Origin of the sequence: Gilliamella sp. Bif1-4 (assembly GCF_001690535.1) — a bacterium.
Classification (GTDB): Bacteria; Pseudomonadota; Gammaproteobacteria; order Enterobacterales; family Orbaceae; genus Gilliamella; species Gilliamella bombi.
This window is the reverse complement of record NZ_LZHC01000024.1, coordinates 179,013-194,280: the sequence shown is the minus strand read 5'-3', so window position 1 is coordinate 194,280 and position 15,268 is coordinate 179,013. Positions and strand designations below refer to the sequence as shown.

Annotated in this window: 17 protein-coding genes, 4 tRNA genes and 2 pseudogenes; 9 read left to right on the top strand and 14 right to left on the bottom strand. The window is 33.6% G+C overall.

The genetic code is table 11. The features are described 5' to 3' along the window. Positions 1-233 precede the first annotated feature (233 nt). A pseudogene (locus tag A9G25_RS13335) lies at positions 234-371 on the top strand (SDR family NAD(P)-dependent oxidoreductase); the annotation flags it as partial. Between the two features lie 10 nt (positions 372-381). Here A9G25_RS13335 and A9G25_RS03715 read toward each other — a convergent pair. The 4 genes from A9G25_RS03715 to A9G25_RS03700 form a co-directional block, all read right to left on the bottom strand. Then, positions 382-457, bottom strand: a tRNA-Gly gene (locus A9G25_RS03715). 72 nt (positions 458-529) lie between these two features. After that, a complete protein-coding gene (locus A9G25_RS03710) occupies positions 530-799 on the bottom strand; it encodes a DUF1145 domain-containing protein (RefSeq protein WP_065625789.1) in 270 nt (89 codons plus the stop codon). Further along, positions 799-1,362 (bottom strand): 16S rRNA (guanine(966)-N(2))-methyltransferase RsmD, encoded by a 564-nt coding sequence (gene rsmD / locus A9G25_RS03705; protein WP_065625788.1) that lies wholly within the window; start codon positions 1,360-1,362, stop codon positions 799-801. The genes A9G25_RS03710 and rsmD overlap by 1 nt, the downstream gene beginning before the upstream one ends. Positions 1,363-1,375: 13 nt before the next feature. Beyond that, positions 1,376-3,907: a penicillin-binding protein 1A gene (locus A9G25_RS03700; RefSeq protein ID WP_442903080.1), complete on the bottom strand. Its 2,532-nt coding sequence runs from the start codon at positions 3,905-3,907 to the stop codon at positions 1,376-1,378. Between the two features lie 258 nt (positions 3,908-4,165). Between A9G25_RS03700 and A9G25_RS13330 the strand changes: the two genes are divergently transcribed. Beyond that, positions 4,166-4,570, top strand: a complete 405-nt coding sequence (locus A9G25_RS13330; RefSeq protein WP_065625787.1) for a protein YgfX — start codon at positions 4,166-4,168, stop codon at positions 4,568-4,570. Between the two features lie 47 nt (positions 4,571-4,617). On the opposite strand, the gene tusA is transcribed toward A9G25_RS13330, so the two are convergent. The 6 genes from tusA to A9G25_RS03665 all read right to left on the bottom strand — a co-directional run bounded on the left by tusA (position 4,618) and on the right by A9G25_RS03665 (position 8,889). Then, positions 4,618-4,854 carry a sulfurtransferase TusA gene (gene tusA / locus A9G25_RS03690; protein ID WP_034915044.1) on the bottom strand — a complete coding sequence of 79 codons (237 nt, stop codon included), beginning with the start codon at positions 4,852-4,854 and terminating at the stop codon, positions 4,618-4,620. A gap of 9 nt (positions 4,855-4,863) precedes the next feature. Next, on the bottom strand, positions 4,864-5,670 hold the full coding sequence (locus tag A9G25_RS03685; RefSeq protein ID WP_141674985.1) for a Cof-type HAD-IIB family hydrolase: 807 nt from the start codon (positions 5,668-5,670) through the stop codon (positions 4,864-4,866). Between the two features lie 108 nt (positions 5,671-5,778). After that, on the bottom strand, positions 5,779-6,975 hold the full coding sequence (locus A9G25_RS03680; protein ID WP_081297150.1) for a secretin N-terminal domain-containing protein: 1,197 nt from the start codon (positions 6,973-6,975) through the stop codon (positions 5,779-5,781). Positions 6,976-7,108: 133 nt separating this feature from the next. Then, positions 7,109-7,480: a hypothetical protein gene (locus A9G25_RS03675; RefSeq protein ID WP_065625785.1), complete on the bottom strand. Its 372-nt coding sequence runs from the start codon at positions 7,478-7,480 to the stop codon at positions 7,109-7,111. A 1-nt stretch (position 7,481) separates the two neighbouring features. Beyond that, complete coding sequence (locus A9G25_RS03670; protein ID WP_065625784.1) at positions 7,482-7,949, bottom strand: hypothetical protein; 468 nt, start codon at positions 7,947-7,949, stop codon at positions 7,482-7,484. Continuing rightward, complete coding sequence (locus A9G25_RS03665) at positions 7,939-8,889, bottom strand: PilN domain-containing protein (protein WP_065625783.1); 951 nt, start codon at positions 8,887-8,889, stop codon at positions 7,939-7,941. The genes A9G25_RS03670 and A9G25_RS03665 overlap by 11 nt, the downstream gene beginning before the upstream one ends. 203 nt (positions 8,890-9,092) lie before the next feature. Between A9G25_RS03665 and A9G25_RS03660 the strand changes: the two genes are divergently transcribed. The 7 genes and pseudogenes from A9G25_RS03660 to A9G25_RS03640 all read left to right on the top strand — a co-directional run bounded on the left by A9G25_RS03660 (position 9,093) and on the right by A9G25_RS03640 (position 10,596). Further along, positions 9,093-9,168 (top strand) — tRNA-Val (locus tag A9G25_RS03660). Between the two features lie 35 nt (positions 9,169-9,203). Further along, positions 9,204-9,279, top strand: a tRNA-Val gene (locus A9G25_RS03655). Between the two features lie 9 nt (positions 9,280-9,288). Then, positions 9,289-9,364 (top strand) — tRNA-Lys (locus A9G25_RS03650). Between the two features lie 401 nt (positions 9,365-9,765). Beyond that, positions 9,766-9,849 (top strand): annotated as a pseudogene (locus A9G25_RS13150) (SEL1-like repeat protein); the annotation flags it as partial. A gap of 24 nt (positions 9,850-9,873) precedes the next feature. Continuing rightward, the gene (locus A9G25_RS13145; RefSeq protein ID WP_335340315.1) at positions 9,874-10,008 is read left to right on the top strand and encodes a hypothetical protein; all 135 of its coding nucleotides are present in this window, start codon (positions 9,874-9,876) and stop codon (positions 10,006-10,008) included. Beyond that, positions 9,981-10,199, top strand: coding sequence for a hypothetical protein (locus A9G25_RS13325; RefSeq protein ID WP_442903079.1), 219 nt, complete (start codon positions 9,981-9,983; stop codon positions 10,197-10,199). The genes A9G25_RS13145 and A9G25_RS13325 overlap by 28 nt, the downstream gene beginning before the upstream one ends. Beyond that, positions 10,171-10,596, top strand: a complete 426-nt coding sequence (locus tag A9G25_RS03640; protein WP_065625781.1) for a tetratricopeptide repeat protein — start codon at positions 10,171-10,173, stop codon at positions 10,594-10,596. The genes A9G25_RS13325 and A9G25_RS03640 overlap by 29 nt, the downstream gene beginning before the upstream one ends. Before the next feature lie 177 nt (positions 10,597-10,773). Here the strand turns inward: A9G25_RS03640 and A9G25_RS03635 are convergent, their stop codons facing one another. The 4 genes from A9G25_RS03635 to mltB all read right to left on the bottom strand — a co-directional run bounded on the left by A9G25_RS03635 (position 10,774) and on the right by mltB (position 15,220). Beyond that, entirely contained in the window at positions 10,774-11,400 is a 627-nt protein-coding gene (locus A9G25_RS03635; protein ID WP_065625780.1) for a LysE/ArgO family amino acid transporter, read from the bottom strand. A gap of 111 nt (positions 11,401-11,511) precedes the next feature. Continuing rightward, positions 11,512-12,861, bottom strand: coding sequence for an APC family permease (locus tag A9G25_RS03630; protein WP_218057524.1), 1,350 nt, complete (start codon positions 12,859-12,861; stop codon positions 11,512-11,514). Between the two features lie 112 nt (positions 12,862-12,973). Beyond that, complete coding sequence (locus A9G25_RS03625; RefSeq protein ID WP_065625778.1) at positions 12,974-13,393, bottom strand: OsmC family protein; 420 nt, start codon at positions 13,391-13,393, stop codon at positions 12,974-12,976. Positions 13,394-14,146: 753 nt separating this feature from the next. Then, a complete protein-coding gene (gene mltB / locus A9G25_RS03620) occupies positions 14,147-15,220 on the bottom strand; it encodes a lytic murein transglycosylase B (RefSeq protein ID WP_065625991.1) in 1,074 nt (357 codons plus the stop codon). Positions 15,221-15,268 lie beyond the last annotated feature (48 nt).

Below are 15,268 nucleotides of genomic sequence, written 5' to 3'. Positions count from 1 at the left end.
TAACTATTCACTTATTTAATAAGCTTGTTTTCCTATTGCGATAAAAGTATAGCTATTTAAAAAATAGTTGGCTAGTTTTTTTGTAAAAAAATGTAAAGATGAAAATAATTCACTTTATAAATAAATAATTTTTAATTAAAATATGCTGTTAGCTTTATGGATTTTGAAGCTAGCAGATTGACCTTGCCGTGTTATGGAATTTTTTGCTCTAAAATTATTCAGGTAGACAATTCATTTCAGTTCAGATGGACGTTACTAGTGAAACATCAATCAAAAAAGCAGTAAAGGAAGGAATTAAATTATTTAAAAGAATCGATGTAGATGTACTAGTTAACAATGCTGGTTATGGTCTCTTTAGCGCTGTCGAAACAGCAAAAACATTGGAGCGGGAAACGAGGTTCGAACTCGCGACCCCGACCTTGGCAAGGTCGTGCTCTACCAACTGAGCTATTCCCGCTTATTGAGGTGCTTCGTAAGAAGTGGTGAGCATTATACAAAAATTTTTGTATCTCGCAACCACTTTTTATTATTATTTTTTGTCTTTCCTACTATCTTTCCAACTAAGTGATTCAAAAACACCAAATAAAAATAGCCGTAACACTTTAAATTTGTCTTGTTGTTTTTCTTGTTTGGTCATGGTTGAGTTTAACATCCAAGCTTGTAAGCCATGAGTAACAGTAAAGGCGATTAAGCCAATATTGGCAACAACATTTGCCGGTTTTGGATATGGGTGGATTAAGTTAAATAATAAAAATAACCACATTAATGAGTATAAAGTTTTACCAATAAAGATGAACATTAATTATCTTCTCGTATAAATAGATAGCTGTGAACTTGCCCTGCAATTTTTTCACGATGTAAGCGCCAGTTAGTTGGAATATAAGTTGTTAGATTATGCTGTATTTCTGTTTCAATATAAATATAAGCCAACGGTTTTAGCCAGTTGTTATTTTCAAGTTCGTTAACCGTTTTTGCAACTAATGATTGATGAAATGGCGGATCGATAAATACAATATCAAACTGTTTTACAGCTGGCCTATTTAGCCATTGTATAGTATCGGTATGATAAATGTCGATTGCGTTGCTAGCAATAATCTGTTTATTTTTGCTAAGTAGTTGTGCTACTTGTTTATCTTTTTCAAGCAAAGTAACACTTTGAGCTCCTCTTGATGCTGCTTCAAAACCTAATGAGCCACTACCCGAAAAGCAGTCCAAACAATCACTATCATGTATAACTGGCATTAACCAGTTATATAGAGTTCCTTTGATTCGATCGGTGGTTGGGCGTAATCCTTGTTTGTCTAGTACCGGCAATTTACGCCCACGCCATTTTCCGCCAATAATTCTTATTGAACCATTCATACTAAATCCTTTATTAGAATAGTTCTGAAGTATTACCTTCTGAATCTGTTACTTTCGTGCCCACCTCTTGGGTTGCATAAGTCGTTGGTTCGGTACCTTTTATAAAGTACTCTGACATTGTTTTAGATCCAGATTGAGGTAATAGACCTGTTTTTTGATCAATAGTAACAGAAATAACATTTTCAGGTTTTACATCTTCTATTACTGGTACATCTTTTAGGGCAACTTTCATATAATCAACCCATATTGGATTTGCGGTTACTGCCCCTGCTTCAGCTCGGACAGTTCGCCCCAAGTCTCGACGATGATCATCAAATCCCATCCAAACAGTAGTTACAATATTGCCTCCAAATCCAGAAAACCAAACGTCTTTAGATGAGTTAGTTGTGCCAGTTTTACCACCAACATCTTTTCTACCCAATGCTTTTACACGCCATGCAGTACCTTGCCAATCTGAACCACCAAATACGATGGAGCGAAGGCCATCTTTCATAATAAATGCAATACCGCTATTTACCGTATGCGGTGCATATTTTGGTGTTACATCAGTGACTTTATTTTCAGTATCAATATCAGGTAAAATTATATTATCATCTGCTTTTAGATTTTCTTGCTCTGGTTCTTCATTACCTAATTCGGTTGATTCATTTTCAACATTATCAAGTGATACTGGTGTAGCCCCTACAATGACGTCATCGTCAGTACAATTGTGACAAGCAATTAAAGGTTGATGCTGATAAATTAGACCTTTACCATCATTTTCTTCAATTTTTTCAATTAAATATGGTGATATTAAATAACCGCCATTAGTGATCACCGAATAAGCTCTTGCCACTTGCAATGGCGTAAATGATGCCGAACCTAAAGCTAACGATTCATTATAAGAAATATTTTCTTTAGGAAATCCAAAACGCTCTAAATAAGTCGCAGCATAATCTATACCAACTGCACGCAATGCTCTTACCATCATTACATTTTTAGACATTCCTAGGCCAATTCTTAAACGTAAAGGTCCTTCATAGTTTGGTGGTGAGTTTTTGGGACGCCATGTTGCACTACCCGCAGAACGAACAATTGGTGCATCATTAAGAAGCGTAGCCATTGTTAAACCTTGCTCTAATGTTGAGGTATAAATAAATGGTTTAATATTCGATCCTAATTGCCTTAGTGCTTGTGTTGCTCGATTAAATTTACTCAAATTAAAATCATAACCACCAACAATCGCTTTGATTGCACCATTGTCTGAATCAAGTGATACTAGCGCAGCGTTAACAGCAGGAATTTGTGATAATTCCCAATTATCACCAGTTTTTTTGACCCAAATTAACTGTCCTGCCTTGATGGTGTCAGAGACTTTTCTTGGGTAAGCGCCTTGTCTTGTATCGCTAATAAATGGGCGAGCCCATTTCATGTTTTGATATGCAATAGTAATATTACTTTTATCAGATAATACCGCTGTTGCTTCTTTATCTGAAGATGTCATGACCACCGCTGGGCATATTCCGCCATAGCACATGTATTTATTAAGAGTTTGCTGGATTTGTTCAGAATTCCATGGTGCTTCGTCTGGTTGCCATAATACTTTTTCAGCACCACGATAACCATGTCTGGTATCATACTCAATAATATGCTTTTGCACTGTTTCTGTTGCAGCTATTTGATCGGTTTTTGAGATAGTTGTATAGACTTTATAGCCATCTGTGTAGGCATTTTCGCCAAATTTGTCGTACATAAATTGACGTGCCATTTCAGCAACATAAGGCGCCGAAAACTCAATTTGTGGTGAGTGGTAACTAGCGCCTAACGGTTTTTTAATCGCTTCGTCATATTCTGCTTGAGTAATATAGGATTGATCTAGCATTCGTCCTAGTACCCAATTGCGTCTAGTTAATGCTCGTTCTGGATGTGAAATTGGATTGTAAGCTGATGGTGCATTTGGTAAACCAGCTAATAAAGCCGCTTCATCAACAGTTAACTGATCAGGTGTTTTACCAAAAAAAGTATAAGATGCAGCAGCAACACCATATGCCCTCGATCCGAAGTTAATCATGTTAAGGTATAGTGCCATGATTTCTTCTTTTGATAACTCTTTTTCCATACGGATAGCCAAAATCATTTCTTTGACTTTACGCGCTATACTTTTTTCAGGTGTTAAGAAAAAGTTCTTAGCGACTTGTTGCGTAATTGTACTGCCACCTTGAGAAAATCCTTTTTGCTTTAAGCCAATATACATCGCTCGAGCAATACCAACTGGATCGATGCCAAAATGTTCATAAAAACGAGCATCTTCAGTTGCAATGACCGCATTAATAACTATTGGAGGAATTTCATCATATTTCAGAGGGGTTCTACGTCGTTCACCAAAAATGGCAATTAATTCACCATCTTTGCTTAATACTTGCATTGGTGTTTGAAGTCGAACATCTTTTAATGTAGTAACGTCAGGAAGATCCTTTGAATAATGAGCATAACCTGCAATACCAATAATTAAGCCACAAAGAAATAAGCCAATGAATAATTTTAGAATAATTTTTAACACTCTAATTAAAATCACAAATCTTTCCTATTCTAAATTTTAAGGCAAAAATAATGGCACGAGAGTTCTCTCTGCGCCAAATTTAGTAACACTACCTTCAGATCAGGATCTTCACATTGACATTAAAAGAAAATGTCTATGGTTGATCGCTCGTTTATTAAAACACACAAAAATTATGTGCATTATCTCCCATATTTGTCTTTATTTTAAGTAATTTTTTGCAAAAAAATGAAATAATCCTAATTTAACTAAAGTAAAGAATGAATTATGTGGAGCATAAAACTTAGCATATCAAAGATACAATTACTGATTTCAACTCTTTTTTACTCAGTGTTAATCGCACTTTGTTTAGTTATGTTTGCTAACACATACTTAAATTGTTATACCTTTGTTATTATTCTATTATTAATAATAGAATGGTGGCACAGTCTGTGTTATTTCAAAACTATTAAAGACGAATTTGCGCTATTTCACTATATCAATCAAATATACTGGCACAAACAACGTTGGTACTTAATGCATAAGCCGTTGATATTTCGTTATATCATTATTTTGAATTTAAAATCCCGACATAATGGCAAACGCTGTACGCTGTTATTAATGATTGATAATCTTCAACCTAATGATTGGCGTACATTACGTTTTTACTTAAAGCAAATAGAATCAACTTGACACAAACACCTACTTTCCTGAAACTTTTTGTCATAAAAATCGTTACACTAATGGGATTTTTTGATCCAATACTGATAAGGTTGAGATTCTATTTGCAATGATAATAATTGATGATCCATATAGCGACAAAAGCTAGGTACATCACGAGTAGTTGCAAAATCATCAGCAATCACATAAAGGACTTGCCCTATAGCCAGTTCTCGGATCGCTTTTCTGATCAACATTATAGGTTCAGGACAACGCAATCCAAGCGTGTTGAGTTCTTTGTCAATAGTTATATTCATATTTAATAATTATAAAAACAGTTTACTTAGATAATGTGGTACAGCATCTTGAGCGTTCGAGCCAATAACCTCTAATTCAGGCAATAATGATTTTAATTCCGAGCTTCCGTTTTGCATTATACAACCTTTACCTGCGGCTTTTAACATTTCGTAGTCATTCATGCCATCACCAAAAGCGATACTATCTTTTAAACTGTAACCTAATTTTTCTACCACTTTTTTTAGTGCACTACCCTTAGACACATTTTCGGCCATCACTTCAAGGCAATTTAAAGTTGAAAAAGCAATACTAAGTTTGTCACCAAATTTTGCATCAAGTCGATTCTTTAATTGGACTAAATGCGAGTAAAGTGCATTATCCGTAGTCGTAAAATAAATTTTAGCAACATCGCTGGTGTCAAAATTAAGTGGATTAAATAATTGATAAGTAAAATCTGTGTCTCGAAAGTATTCTAATGAATATGTATCTTCCTTATTAATTAACCAATGATCACCACGATATACATGAGTATAAATTAAAGGATCATCCATACTCATTTTAGCTATTTCACTAGCAAGCGATGGTTCAATACTTTGGCTAAAAACTAGATTACCTTCGCTATCATGCACCCTAGCACCATTTGCTGTTATCATAAAGGCGTCAATTTCCATGTTTTCTCGCATTTGAGCGACATCAATGTGATGTCTTCCAGTTGCAAAAACAAAGTGAATACCTTTTTTACGTAACGCTTGAAGGACTTGCTTGGTATAAGGTGATAAGCTATGTTCAGGAGTTAATAAAGTACCGTCTAAATCAGAAGCAACAACATGCATAATATTCTCTACTTTTATAATTAATGGTAATAATAATATACTTTAAAACAATATTTACTTCTCAAAGCAACTGCTAAAACAAGTCAAAGTATGATACAACTCCGTTAACATTTACTCAACCAATTGCGGTGTAATAAAAATGACCAACTCTCGTTTTTGTTGTTTTTTTCTATTATGTTTAAATATATTTCCAATAATTGGCACATCGCCCGCACCAGGTACTTTTTGTTGCTCGTTGGTGTTAAGCTGTTGAAAAATACCCCCTAAAACTACTGTTTCGCCATTTTTTATTTGAACTTGTGTTTTGATCTCTTGTGTATCAATAGCTATCGCCTCTCCACCATCACTACGTTTAATTGAGCGACCGGCCGTATTTTGCGTAATGTATAAATCTAAAATCATCCTATCATCTGTTAGTACTTTCGGTGTGACCTCTAGCCCTAACACCGCAGGCTTAAATTCAATAGATGTTGCACCATTACTACCACTAGAAACCTCGTAAGGAATTTCAGTACCTTGTTTTATCGACGCCATATTTTGATTGGCTGTTAACAAATTAGGGCTGGCTATAATTTCAAGTTGATTTTCAGATTCGAGTGCTGATAACTCTAAATTAAGTAAATGACCAGATATTTTAGCTAAATTAAAACCTACAGTTGTGGTGGGATAACTAGCCCCAAGCCCCACATCGAACTTATCTAATAATTGTGATGATTTTCCTGAATATCCCCATTTTATACCTAGCTCTGACATACTCTCCTCATTCATGGTAACAATGTGCGCTGAAATATGAACTTGAGGCATAGGTTTATCCAGTGTTTTAACTAATTTTTGGATATTACCAAATTGTTTAGCTAAATCAGTAATGATAAGTGAATTTGTCCGCTTATCGAGCGTAATCTTGCCCCGTTCTGATAATAATCCTTGTTGTTGAATTGTTTCAATTAAGGTGGTGGGGTCTGCATGATTAACAGCTATAGGCAAAGAATTAAGTGGTTGGTTTAATTCTTTTTCTCTTTGTTCAGATTGCTGTTTTTTCAATAAAACTTCTGGTTCTATCGCTTTAGATACGAACAAAATATTATCGTCAATTTCGGCTTGTAAATTTGCTGAATCTAATATTATCTTTAGCGCTTTGTGCCAATCAACGTTGTTGAGTTTAATGGTTTGCTTAATTGGTATATCTTCTGCCATGACTAAATTCATCTGCTGACTATCGGCTAAAGCTTGTAAGATAATTGCAATGTCGGTTTGGTAAAATGTCATTGAGATATTTTGTTGCAAATCGACATTTACTGATTGCTTCATATTTGCGTAAGTTGTATTTATGATCATTGTTACAAATATAAAAATTATTACAGCTAACAAACTTATTATTGCTTTAGTCAATCTGCAAATACATTGTTCTAGCCATTGATACATTTGATTTTTACTATTGTTATTATTCATTTAGCGACATTGTCCATGATACAGTACTATGGCAATAATCAGGTAAATCGGCTTGCCACGTTATTTTATCGTTTAATAAAGATTGCAAACGCCAAGGAAACAAAACGTTAGGCACCACATCATCAGTTATTGCTAACCATTGATTTTCAGATGTTAACCAAATTTGCTGATAATTCTGATCAATTTGATTCATGCTTCCCCTAAAATGCCAAACTTTAATTTGTTCAAGCAGTAACGCAGTTTGCTCACTACAAGAAACCGAGTAATTTTGTTGAAAAGGATCTCGTTCTAAAGACATATCAGCCTTTAGTTCAAAACAGATAGCAATTAATAAGTTAATAAATTGATAAATATAACGTTTCACTTTATGCCTTTTTAAATAAGAGCGTAAACATGATCTGTAACTGCTGTTCTTGTTTGCTGATTTTTAGATTTTGAAAATCAAGATAATAAAAATCATCCGTTAATGATGAAATTAAAGCCATAAAATCAAAAAATTGTCCTTCTAATTCAATATCCCAATTAACCGTATTATCAGTTTGATAATGTTTAAAGGAACTTAATGCTAGATGATTTTGTTCAATAGCCAGCGCTAATTCTTTTTCAGATATCAAACTATATAAACTATTTTTACTTGCCTGATAACGCCTTACTTTTTCCTGTAACAATTCAATTTCAGTAATCTTTTGCTGATATAGCTCGGACTTTAGCTCAGCTTGTTGCTGGTTTTCTTTAATAAAAAGTTGATAAACAATAACAAAAAATGCCAAACAACATAAAATACACAATGCGTACTGTTGCCAAACTGGGCGATAGAAAAAATCACTGTTCATTAAGTTCCATTTCCATTTCAAAAAATAAATTATTTTTATTGGTCGATACTGTCTTTATTTGACTTTTAGCGATATTTTTTAGCATTAACAAATTTTGATTAAAATGAGTAAGTTCGACATAACTAAAGCTTTGCCCTTCTATCGCTACTTTTTTAGGTTCATAATAGAAAGAATCAAGCCAAATTACTGAAGGTAACTGCGCTGAAAGCAATAATAGGGATTGCTGAATTTGTTTTTGGCTTAATGACGGATTAGGCAAATAATTAGCTAATTCTTCAGTTAATTTTTGTACTACCTTTTGCTGGTGTAGTAATTTTTCATCATAAGTTTGTAAATCATTTTGAGCTTGTACCCACAAATAACAGAGCAAACAACTTATTATACCCATAAATCCAATAACCATGCCTGTCAATTGTCGTTGATGTTTTGTTTGTTTCTCTTGCCGCCAAGGTAAAAAATTAACTTTATTATTTTCAAATCGACAACCTACAAAAGTTAATAGTCGTTGATGCTTTTTAAAAAGATTGATCCAATTTTCAATATAATGACGTTCAACTATCATCACTGTAATTTGTTTTGTATGTTCAGTTGAATAAACAAAATCAAAAAACACACTTTTAGCCGACACTTGGAATAATTTATAGATGTTAGCTTCAACGTATAAACTCAATTCATTTAAATTTAGCTTTACATCAGGTAAGGTTAATTGTTGTATTTGAATTAAATTAATATCCAAATTAAGTTCAAATACCGCGCGTTCAGAAATTTTTTTTCGTAACTCATCAATAAAAATATCTATATCATTTTCATTTTGATAATTAAATACAATCAGATCTTCGCTAGTGGCTGTTGTAGCATTTCGCTTAACTGAATTTTCAATCCTATAGCGTAAAATTGTAGGTTCGACATAAATAATGACGCTACTTTTATTAAAAATCATGATGGATTATCTTCTTGTTTCTGATAATAGCATCACTTAATCATAATCATCTTTTTCTAAATAAAAATCGACAAAAGCGATTTTTGCGAACTATCACCCAAAAAATGTCTAAATTTAAATCGAACGAAGTGGATTTTAGAGAATTTTTAAAAAAAAGGTTGACTGAAATAAGTCGTGCCTTATAATGCACATCCACACGGTAAGGGTGATTAGCTCAGTTGGGAGAGCACCTCCCTTACAAGGAGGGGGTCACTGGTTCGAACCCGGTATCACCCACCAATCTTTACCGTGACGTTTCAGTAATGAAACACTTGGGGTGATTAGCTCAGTTGGGAGAGCACCTCCCTTACAAGGAGGGGGTCACTGGTTCGAACCCGGTATCACCCACCATCTTTAGATGGGTCGTTAGCTCAGTCGGTAGAGCAGCGGACTTTTAATCCGTTGGTCGAGCGTTCGAATCGCTCACGACCCACCATCTTATTGAATGATTCCTAAATAAATCCAATCAATCTAGTTAAGCAAAAAAAACGATGAGAACGATAGCGTTCGGAAAATTTGTCTGGAACAAATTTGAACAACACGTAGTGTTGACCCCAAAGGGGTGAGGCACACGATGTGCCGAATAATCGCTCACGACCCACTATTTCATGACATCAATATTTAATCAATAAACAACTTATTTAATTACGCTATACTAAACAAATACGCTAAAATAATTAAATTATTTATTTTATAAGGAAGTTGTATGCTAAAGTTTTTGCAAAACTATCATTAGTTTTATGTTTTAGTATTGTTGTTAATGCTGATCAACAAACATTATTTGATTTTAATGAGAAATATCAAAAAGCAACAGAATAAAATAGTGCCGAAGCACAAAACCGGTTAAGTTATATGTACCAGTACGATCTAAACGTTAAACAAGATTATGCTAAAGCTATTGAATGGTACCAAGAGTCGGCTAATCAGAATTACCCCTATACACAAGTGAGTTTAGGCTGCATGTACAATTACGATATCGGTGTGAAAAAAAATTTGCTTAAAGCAACGCAGTTATATGAAAAAGCAGCCTCAATTGGTTATGCTTTAGGCTTATTCAAGCTAGGAGCACTTTACTACTAATTTGCAGAAAAAAACATTATCGAAAAGGTATTGAACAAAATTTAAACAATAATATTATTAGCCAAGACTATGTTAAAGCGAAATATTTTTACGAAAAAGCAGTGCAACTAGGTAACAAAAAGGCTCAAAACAATCTGGGTAAATTTTATCATATTGGAATTGTTGTTAAAAAGAACTATACCAAAGGCTAGAAAACTATATGCACAAGCAGCCAAGCAAGGTAATATATATGCACTGCATAATTTAGCAAATATGTATTACAATGGATTAGGTGGATTAAAAAAAGATTTTGCCAAAGGTGTAGAATTAGATACTCAATCTGCACAAAGAGGAAATGCTGAAGCACAATATAGCTTAGGTTGGTTATATTATAATGGTTCTTGGTTTGAAAAAGATTATACAGAAGCTAGGAGATGGTTTCAGTTTGCCGCTGAGCAAAACCATACCAATGCACAATACAATTTAGGTATTATCTATCAACAAGGATTGGGAGTGGCAATAAATACCCATACTGCAAAATATTACTTTCAACAAGCTTGCCAAAACAACCATCAAGAGGCATGTAAACATGTCAAGAAACTTCTTTAATAAAAGTATTATATTGGCAATGGGAAATAACAAAATGGCACTATAAAAGGTATTTAAACTGGTAAACATTACTTTTAAACAATATTGTAAAAATAATATATATCAAGCTGGTCAAAAATAACCTAACACAATTCCCAAATAATAATTATTAGTTCAACGTTTTGGTTATGTATGTGCTTAATGCACATCAAATACATACATAACTAAACAATAGGCAATATAGAACATTACAGCACCAACTATACAGTCCAATATTACCCACATTCTTTTCTTTCTAAATAGCGGTATGAGTAATTTTGCTCCATAACCAAGACTAAAAAACCAGATGAATGAAACACTGACGCCACCAACCAAAAATGCAAATTTTTGTTCATTAGTTAACGTTCCAGCAATTCCACCCACAATAACAACAGTATCCAAATAGACATGAGGATTGAGTAAAGTAACAGCCAAAGTTGCCAGTACAACTTTTAATAAGTTGTTATTGTTTAGTGATTGAGATTCTATTTGTATGCTACTTGTGCCTTTAATTGCACTTTTAAACGCACAAAAACCATACCAAATTAAAAAAATCGCCCCAGAGATTGCTAAAATATTAGTAATTAAAGAATTGCTACGAATAAAAGTACCTACCCCAAAAATCCCTATTGACATTAAAGCAAAATCACAAATAAAACAAATTGCCGACACATAAAAGATATGATTTTTTAATAATCCTTGCTTGAGTACAAATAAATTTTGAGCACCAATCGCAATAATTAGACTAGCCGAAATGAAAGCACCACGTAATATTTCCAATAGCATTTAGTTATAACACCAGAATAAAGATAGGAAAATTTATTATATAATCTAAATGCTATAAGTTTATAACAAACGTATTGAATTTGTTATTTGTTATTTGTTATTTGTTATTTGTTATTTGTTATTTTTCTCTAACCACAATAGTTCGGTTTTATTTTTGTTTAAATAGAGAATGATCATTCCAATAGCTAACCAAATAATACCGACCATTTTTGCATCGTTATCAATATGTAATAATACAGGTAATAGCACTACAATACCTATAATAGGCATAAAGACGTCTAGAAACCACGAAAACCATCCTTTTGAGCCTTTTTTAAACTTAAAATAACCAATTACAGATAAATGTAACATGATAAATGCAGTTAATGCTCCAATATCAACAAATGAGACTAAAGTTGGCAACCCTTTAGCATTATTAGCAGCAACAACAACTAAACATAAATTAAATAGCGCTGCAAATATAATAGCCATTGTCGGTACACCGCTTTTTTTTCCCACTTTTGCAAAAAATGAAGGTAAACGTTTGTCACGCCCCATACTGAATAAAAGACGACTTGCTGCGGCTTGTCCAACCATTGCTGCAAATGATGCACCAATAGCTTTCATTAAACCTAGCGCCCACCCTAACCATAGATTAATTTCTTGATTAACAATATGATAGTAAACTTTACCTTGTAGTTCTGGATGACTACGCAAATATTCTGGGTTATAAGGGTTAAGTAAGCTACCGACATAAATTTGTAGCACAAATAAACAACCAGCTAAAATTAAACAACATATAATCGCTTTACTAACTAAATTATGAGGCCCGCCATTTTCTTCTGAAAAAGTAGCAATAGCGTCAAATCCCAAATAAGATAGTACAGCAATAGACACAGCATTAAATAAATTACTCCAACTGAATAAATCACCACCAATAAAAGGTAGTAACCAATCTCTATTACTACCATTAGTGGCTATTATCCAAATACCAACAGATAACACAGCAAGTAATATAATAATTTCAAATATCAAGATGATTAACGTAATTTTAGTCGATTTTCTAACACCAACTAAATTCAGCGTAGTAGTTAACATAACAGCTAAACATGTCCAAACCCATACTGGTACTTCTGGAATCAATGCATTGAACGATATACCGCTAAATAAGTACGCAACCGCAGGGATAAACATATAATCAAGTAACAACAACCAGCCTACTAAAAATCCAACACTAGGATGAATGCCAATAGAACAATAAGCATAAACGGCTCCCGCATGCGGTAAAGCGTTTGCCATTCTGGCATAAGAAAGCGCGGTAAATGCCATTACAAAAGTTGCTATGATATAAACCAAAGCAACTGCACCATCACTTATCGCATCTAAAACACCAAATAATCCTACAGGTGCTGCTGGACCAATAAAAAGCAATCCCAGAATAACCAAATCCCGGAATCGCATATTTTTATTTAACTGTTGCATAATCATTCTCGTATCACAATTATCTGTAATGATGAAATATTAAATGATTAATTCACAACATGCTAAGATCGGCTTGTTATTAGTTTATAATTATTTGTTATAAAAACATACTTTAGTGATATTCTTTAACCTCATAGGTATAAGACATTTTCGCTGTTTTACCAAGCATGATAGAGGCACTGCAATATTTTTCTGATGCAAGTTTTACAGCTGTTTCGACTGTTTCGTTATCGATATTAGTACCCGTAATAACAATATGAAAATTAATTGACGTATACACTTTAGGGGAAGATTCTGCTTGAGTTTTATCAATATCTATCCAAAGATCACGAACATCTTTTTTTTTATTTTTTAAAATCGCAATAATATCATAAGCCATACAACCAGCTGCACCATGCAATAAAAGCTCCATAGGACGAGCTCCACGATTACGACCGCCATGTTCAATACCGCCATCCATCACTAGCGAATGTCCACTTGCTGTCTCACCTAAAAAACCAAATTCATCAATCCACTTTAAACGATCTTTCATAATTATCTCCTTTAAATTTATCTTTAAACTTCTTATTAGTTACAAATTTATTAAATAACATAATCGTTTTTAACCACGCTGTCATCATTTTGATTATTACTTTATTGATCAAATATGACAATGTTAGTGAAGTTTTTACTAATAGAATCATTAAGATCTTTTAAATTATTCAGGTAAAATCACTGTATTATTTGCAACAAATAATATTAGCAATGTGTAATTAAAATCTATATTCTAATCATAATTTTTGCTTAACAAATAATTATATAGATTGGGTTACCCTACTCTAAGGATTGAATATGATTTTTAAGTTTATTATCTTCCTTTTGATAGGATCCTTGGCTGGATTATTAGCTAGTATTTTGGTGTTGACGTATTAGTTGTAACATTTTGCAAAAATATGGTGTTGATATATGAAAAACCATTGGAACATCTGCTGCTTTTACCGTTCCCATTGTCTTAGGTGGTCGCATTAACTATGATAATAGTAGCAGATTGTAATAATTCTCAATTACCAAACTACTGTTTAAGGTTTATTTACCTACTGCATTAGTTATTATGCTAACAAGTATTCCGATAGCTAAAATAGGTGCACAACTTGCACAAAAATTATCGATTAAAAAATGAATTAAATTCTTTGGTATATTTTATTATTGCTTGCAACGAAATTAATCATTTTTTAAACATCATTAATAAATAAAAAGGCCGCAAAAGCGACCTTATCAGTTTTGATACAATCCCCCCATTAAATGACTATCTAGCTTCTTTAACTGCAAGTCCTAATTGCCAAACGGCCATTGCATAATGAGTACTGTGGTTATAACGGGTGATAGTATAAAAGTTGGGTAATCCATACCAATATTGGTAACGATCACCCATATCAAGACGCAATAAACTTACCTGCGCATGCCCTTCTAATGAACTTTGTGGTTTTAATCCAGCTTTTGCCAATGTTTCAATTGAATATTTAGTACTAAAACCAGTATCAAGTGATAGTGCTTGGCCATCAGCCATTACAGCCACTTTTTTACCACGTTGCCAACCGTATGATTTAAAATAGCTTGCCACACTACCAATGGCATCAACAGGATCCCATAAATCAATATGCCCATCATGATTAAAATCAACAGCGTGACGTCTAAATGCTGATGGCATAAATTGACCATATCCCATAGCACCAGCAAATGATCCACTCAAATCAAAGGGATCAACGCCTTCATCTCGGCACATAACTAAAAAATCTTCTAATTCGTCAGAAAAATATTGCGCACGTCTTGGATAGTAAAATGCAAGAGTTGACAAGGCATCAATGATTTTAGTTTTACCCATCACTCTACCCCAACCTGTTTCGACACCAATAATGCCAACAATAATTTCAGGTGGCACACCATATTCATTATAAGCACGCTGTAATTCTTTTTGGTATTGATTCCAAAATTCAACACCACGAGGAAGGTTACTTGGTGTAATAAATTTATTTTTATATCGAATCCAAGCGCCATTTGGTGCCGTTGGCGAAGTTGCTTTTGGTGCTTGTTTATCCATTAAATTAATTACCCAATCAAGCTTATTAGCTTGAGCAAGCACATTACGGAGTTGTTGACGATTAAAACCATGCTTACTGACCATTCTATCGATAAATTTTTCTTTATCTATATCTAGTGACGCACTAGCGGTTTTAGATTGATTGTGCTCTTTTTCGAGATAAACACCGCCTTTAACATTTGCATGTCCACGGTGTTCTTTCATAGGAGATGTTGAAGATTTATTACTACTACAAGCTACAAGCAATAAAATTGTACTAATAAAAATGGCAATACGCTGCATAAAAAATCCATATTTTAAGTAATTAAAAATCGACAACATCATAAGATA

Excerpts from the sequence above, each read along its gene's own strand:
- A9G25_RS03670 (WP_065625784.1), bottom strand. The coding sequence starts at position 7,949 with ATGAACAGTGATTTTTTCTATCGCCCAGTTTGGCAACAGTACGCATTG.
- A9G25_RS03635 (WP_065625780.1), bottom strand. The coding sequence starts at position 11,400 with ATGCTATTGGAAATATTACGTGGTGCTTTCATTTCGGCTAGTCTAATT.
- A9G25_RS03625 (WP_065625778.1), bottom strand. The coding sequence starts at position 13,393 with ATGAAAGATCGTTTAAAGTGGATTGATGAATTTGGTTTTTTAGGTGAG.
- mltB (WP_065625991.1), bottom strand. The coding sequence starts at position 15,220 with ATGCAGCGTATTGCCATTTTTATTAGTACAATTTTATTGCTTGTAGCT.
- A9G25_RS03680 (WP_081297150.1), bottom strand. The coding sequence starts at position 6,975 with ATGAAGCAATCAGTAAATGTCGATTTGCAACAAAATATCTCAATGACA.
- A9G25_RS03710 (WP_065625789.1), bottom strand. The coding sequence starts at position 799 with ATGTTCATCTTTATTGGTAAAACTTTATACTCATTAATGTGGTTATTT.
- A9G25_RS03630 (WP_218057524.1), bottom strand. The coding sequence starts at position 12,861 with ATGCAACAGTTAAATAAAAATATGCGATTCCGGGATTTGGTTATTCTG.
- tusA (WP_034915044.1), bottom strand. The coding sequence starts at position 4,854 with ATGAATATAACTATTGACAAAGAACTCAACACGCTTGGATTGCGTTGT.
- rsmD (WP_065625788.1), bottom strand. The coding sequence starts at position 1,362 with ATGAATGGTTCAATAAGAATTATTGGCGGAAAATGGCGTGGGCGTAAA.
- A9G25_RS13330 (WP_065625787.1), top strand. The coding sequence starts at position 4,166 with ATGTGGAGCATAAAACTTAGCATATCAAAGATACAATTACTGATTTCA.
- A9G25_RS03665 (WP_065625783.1), bottom strand. The coding sequence starts at position 8,889 with ATGATTTTTAATAAAAGTAGCGTCATTATTTATGTCGAACCTACAATT.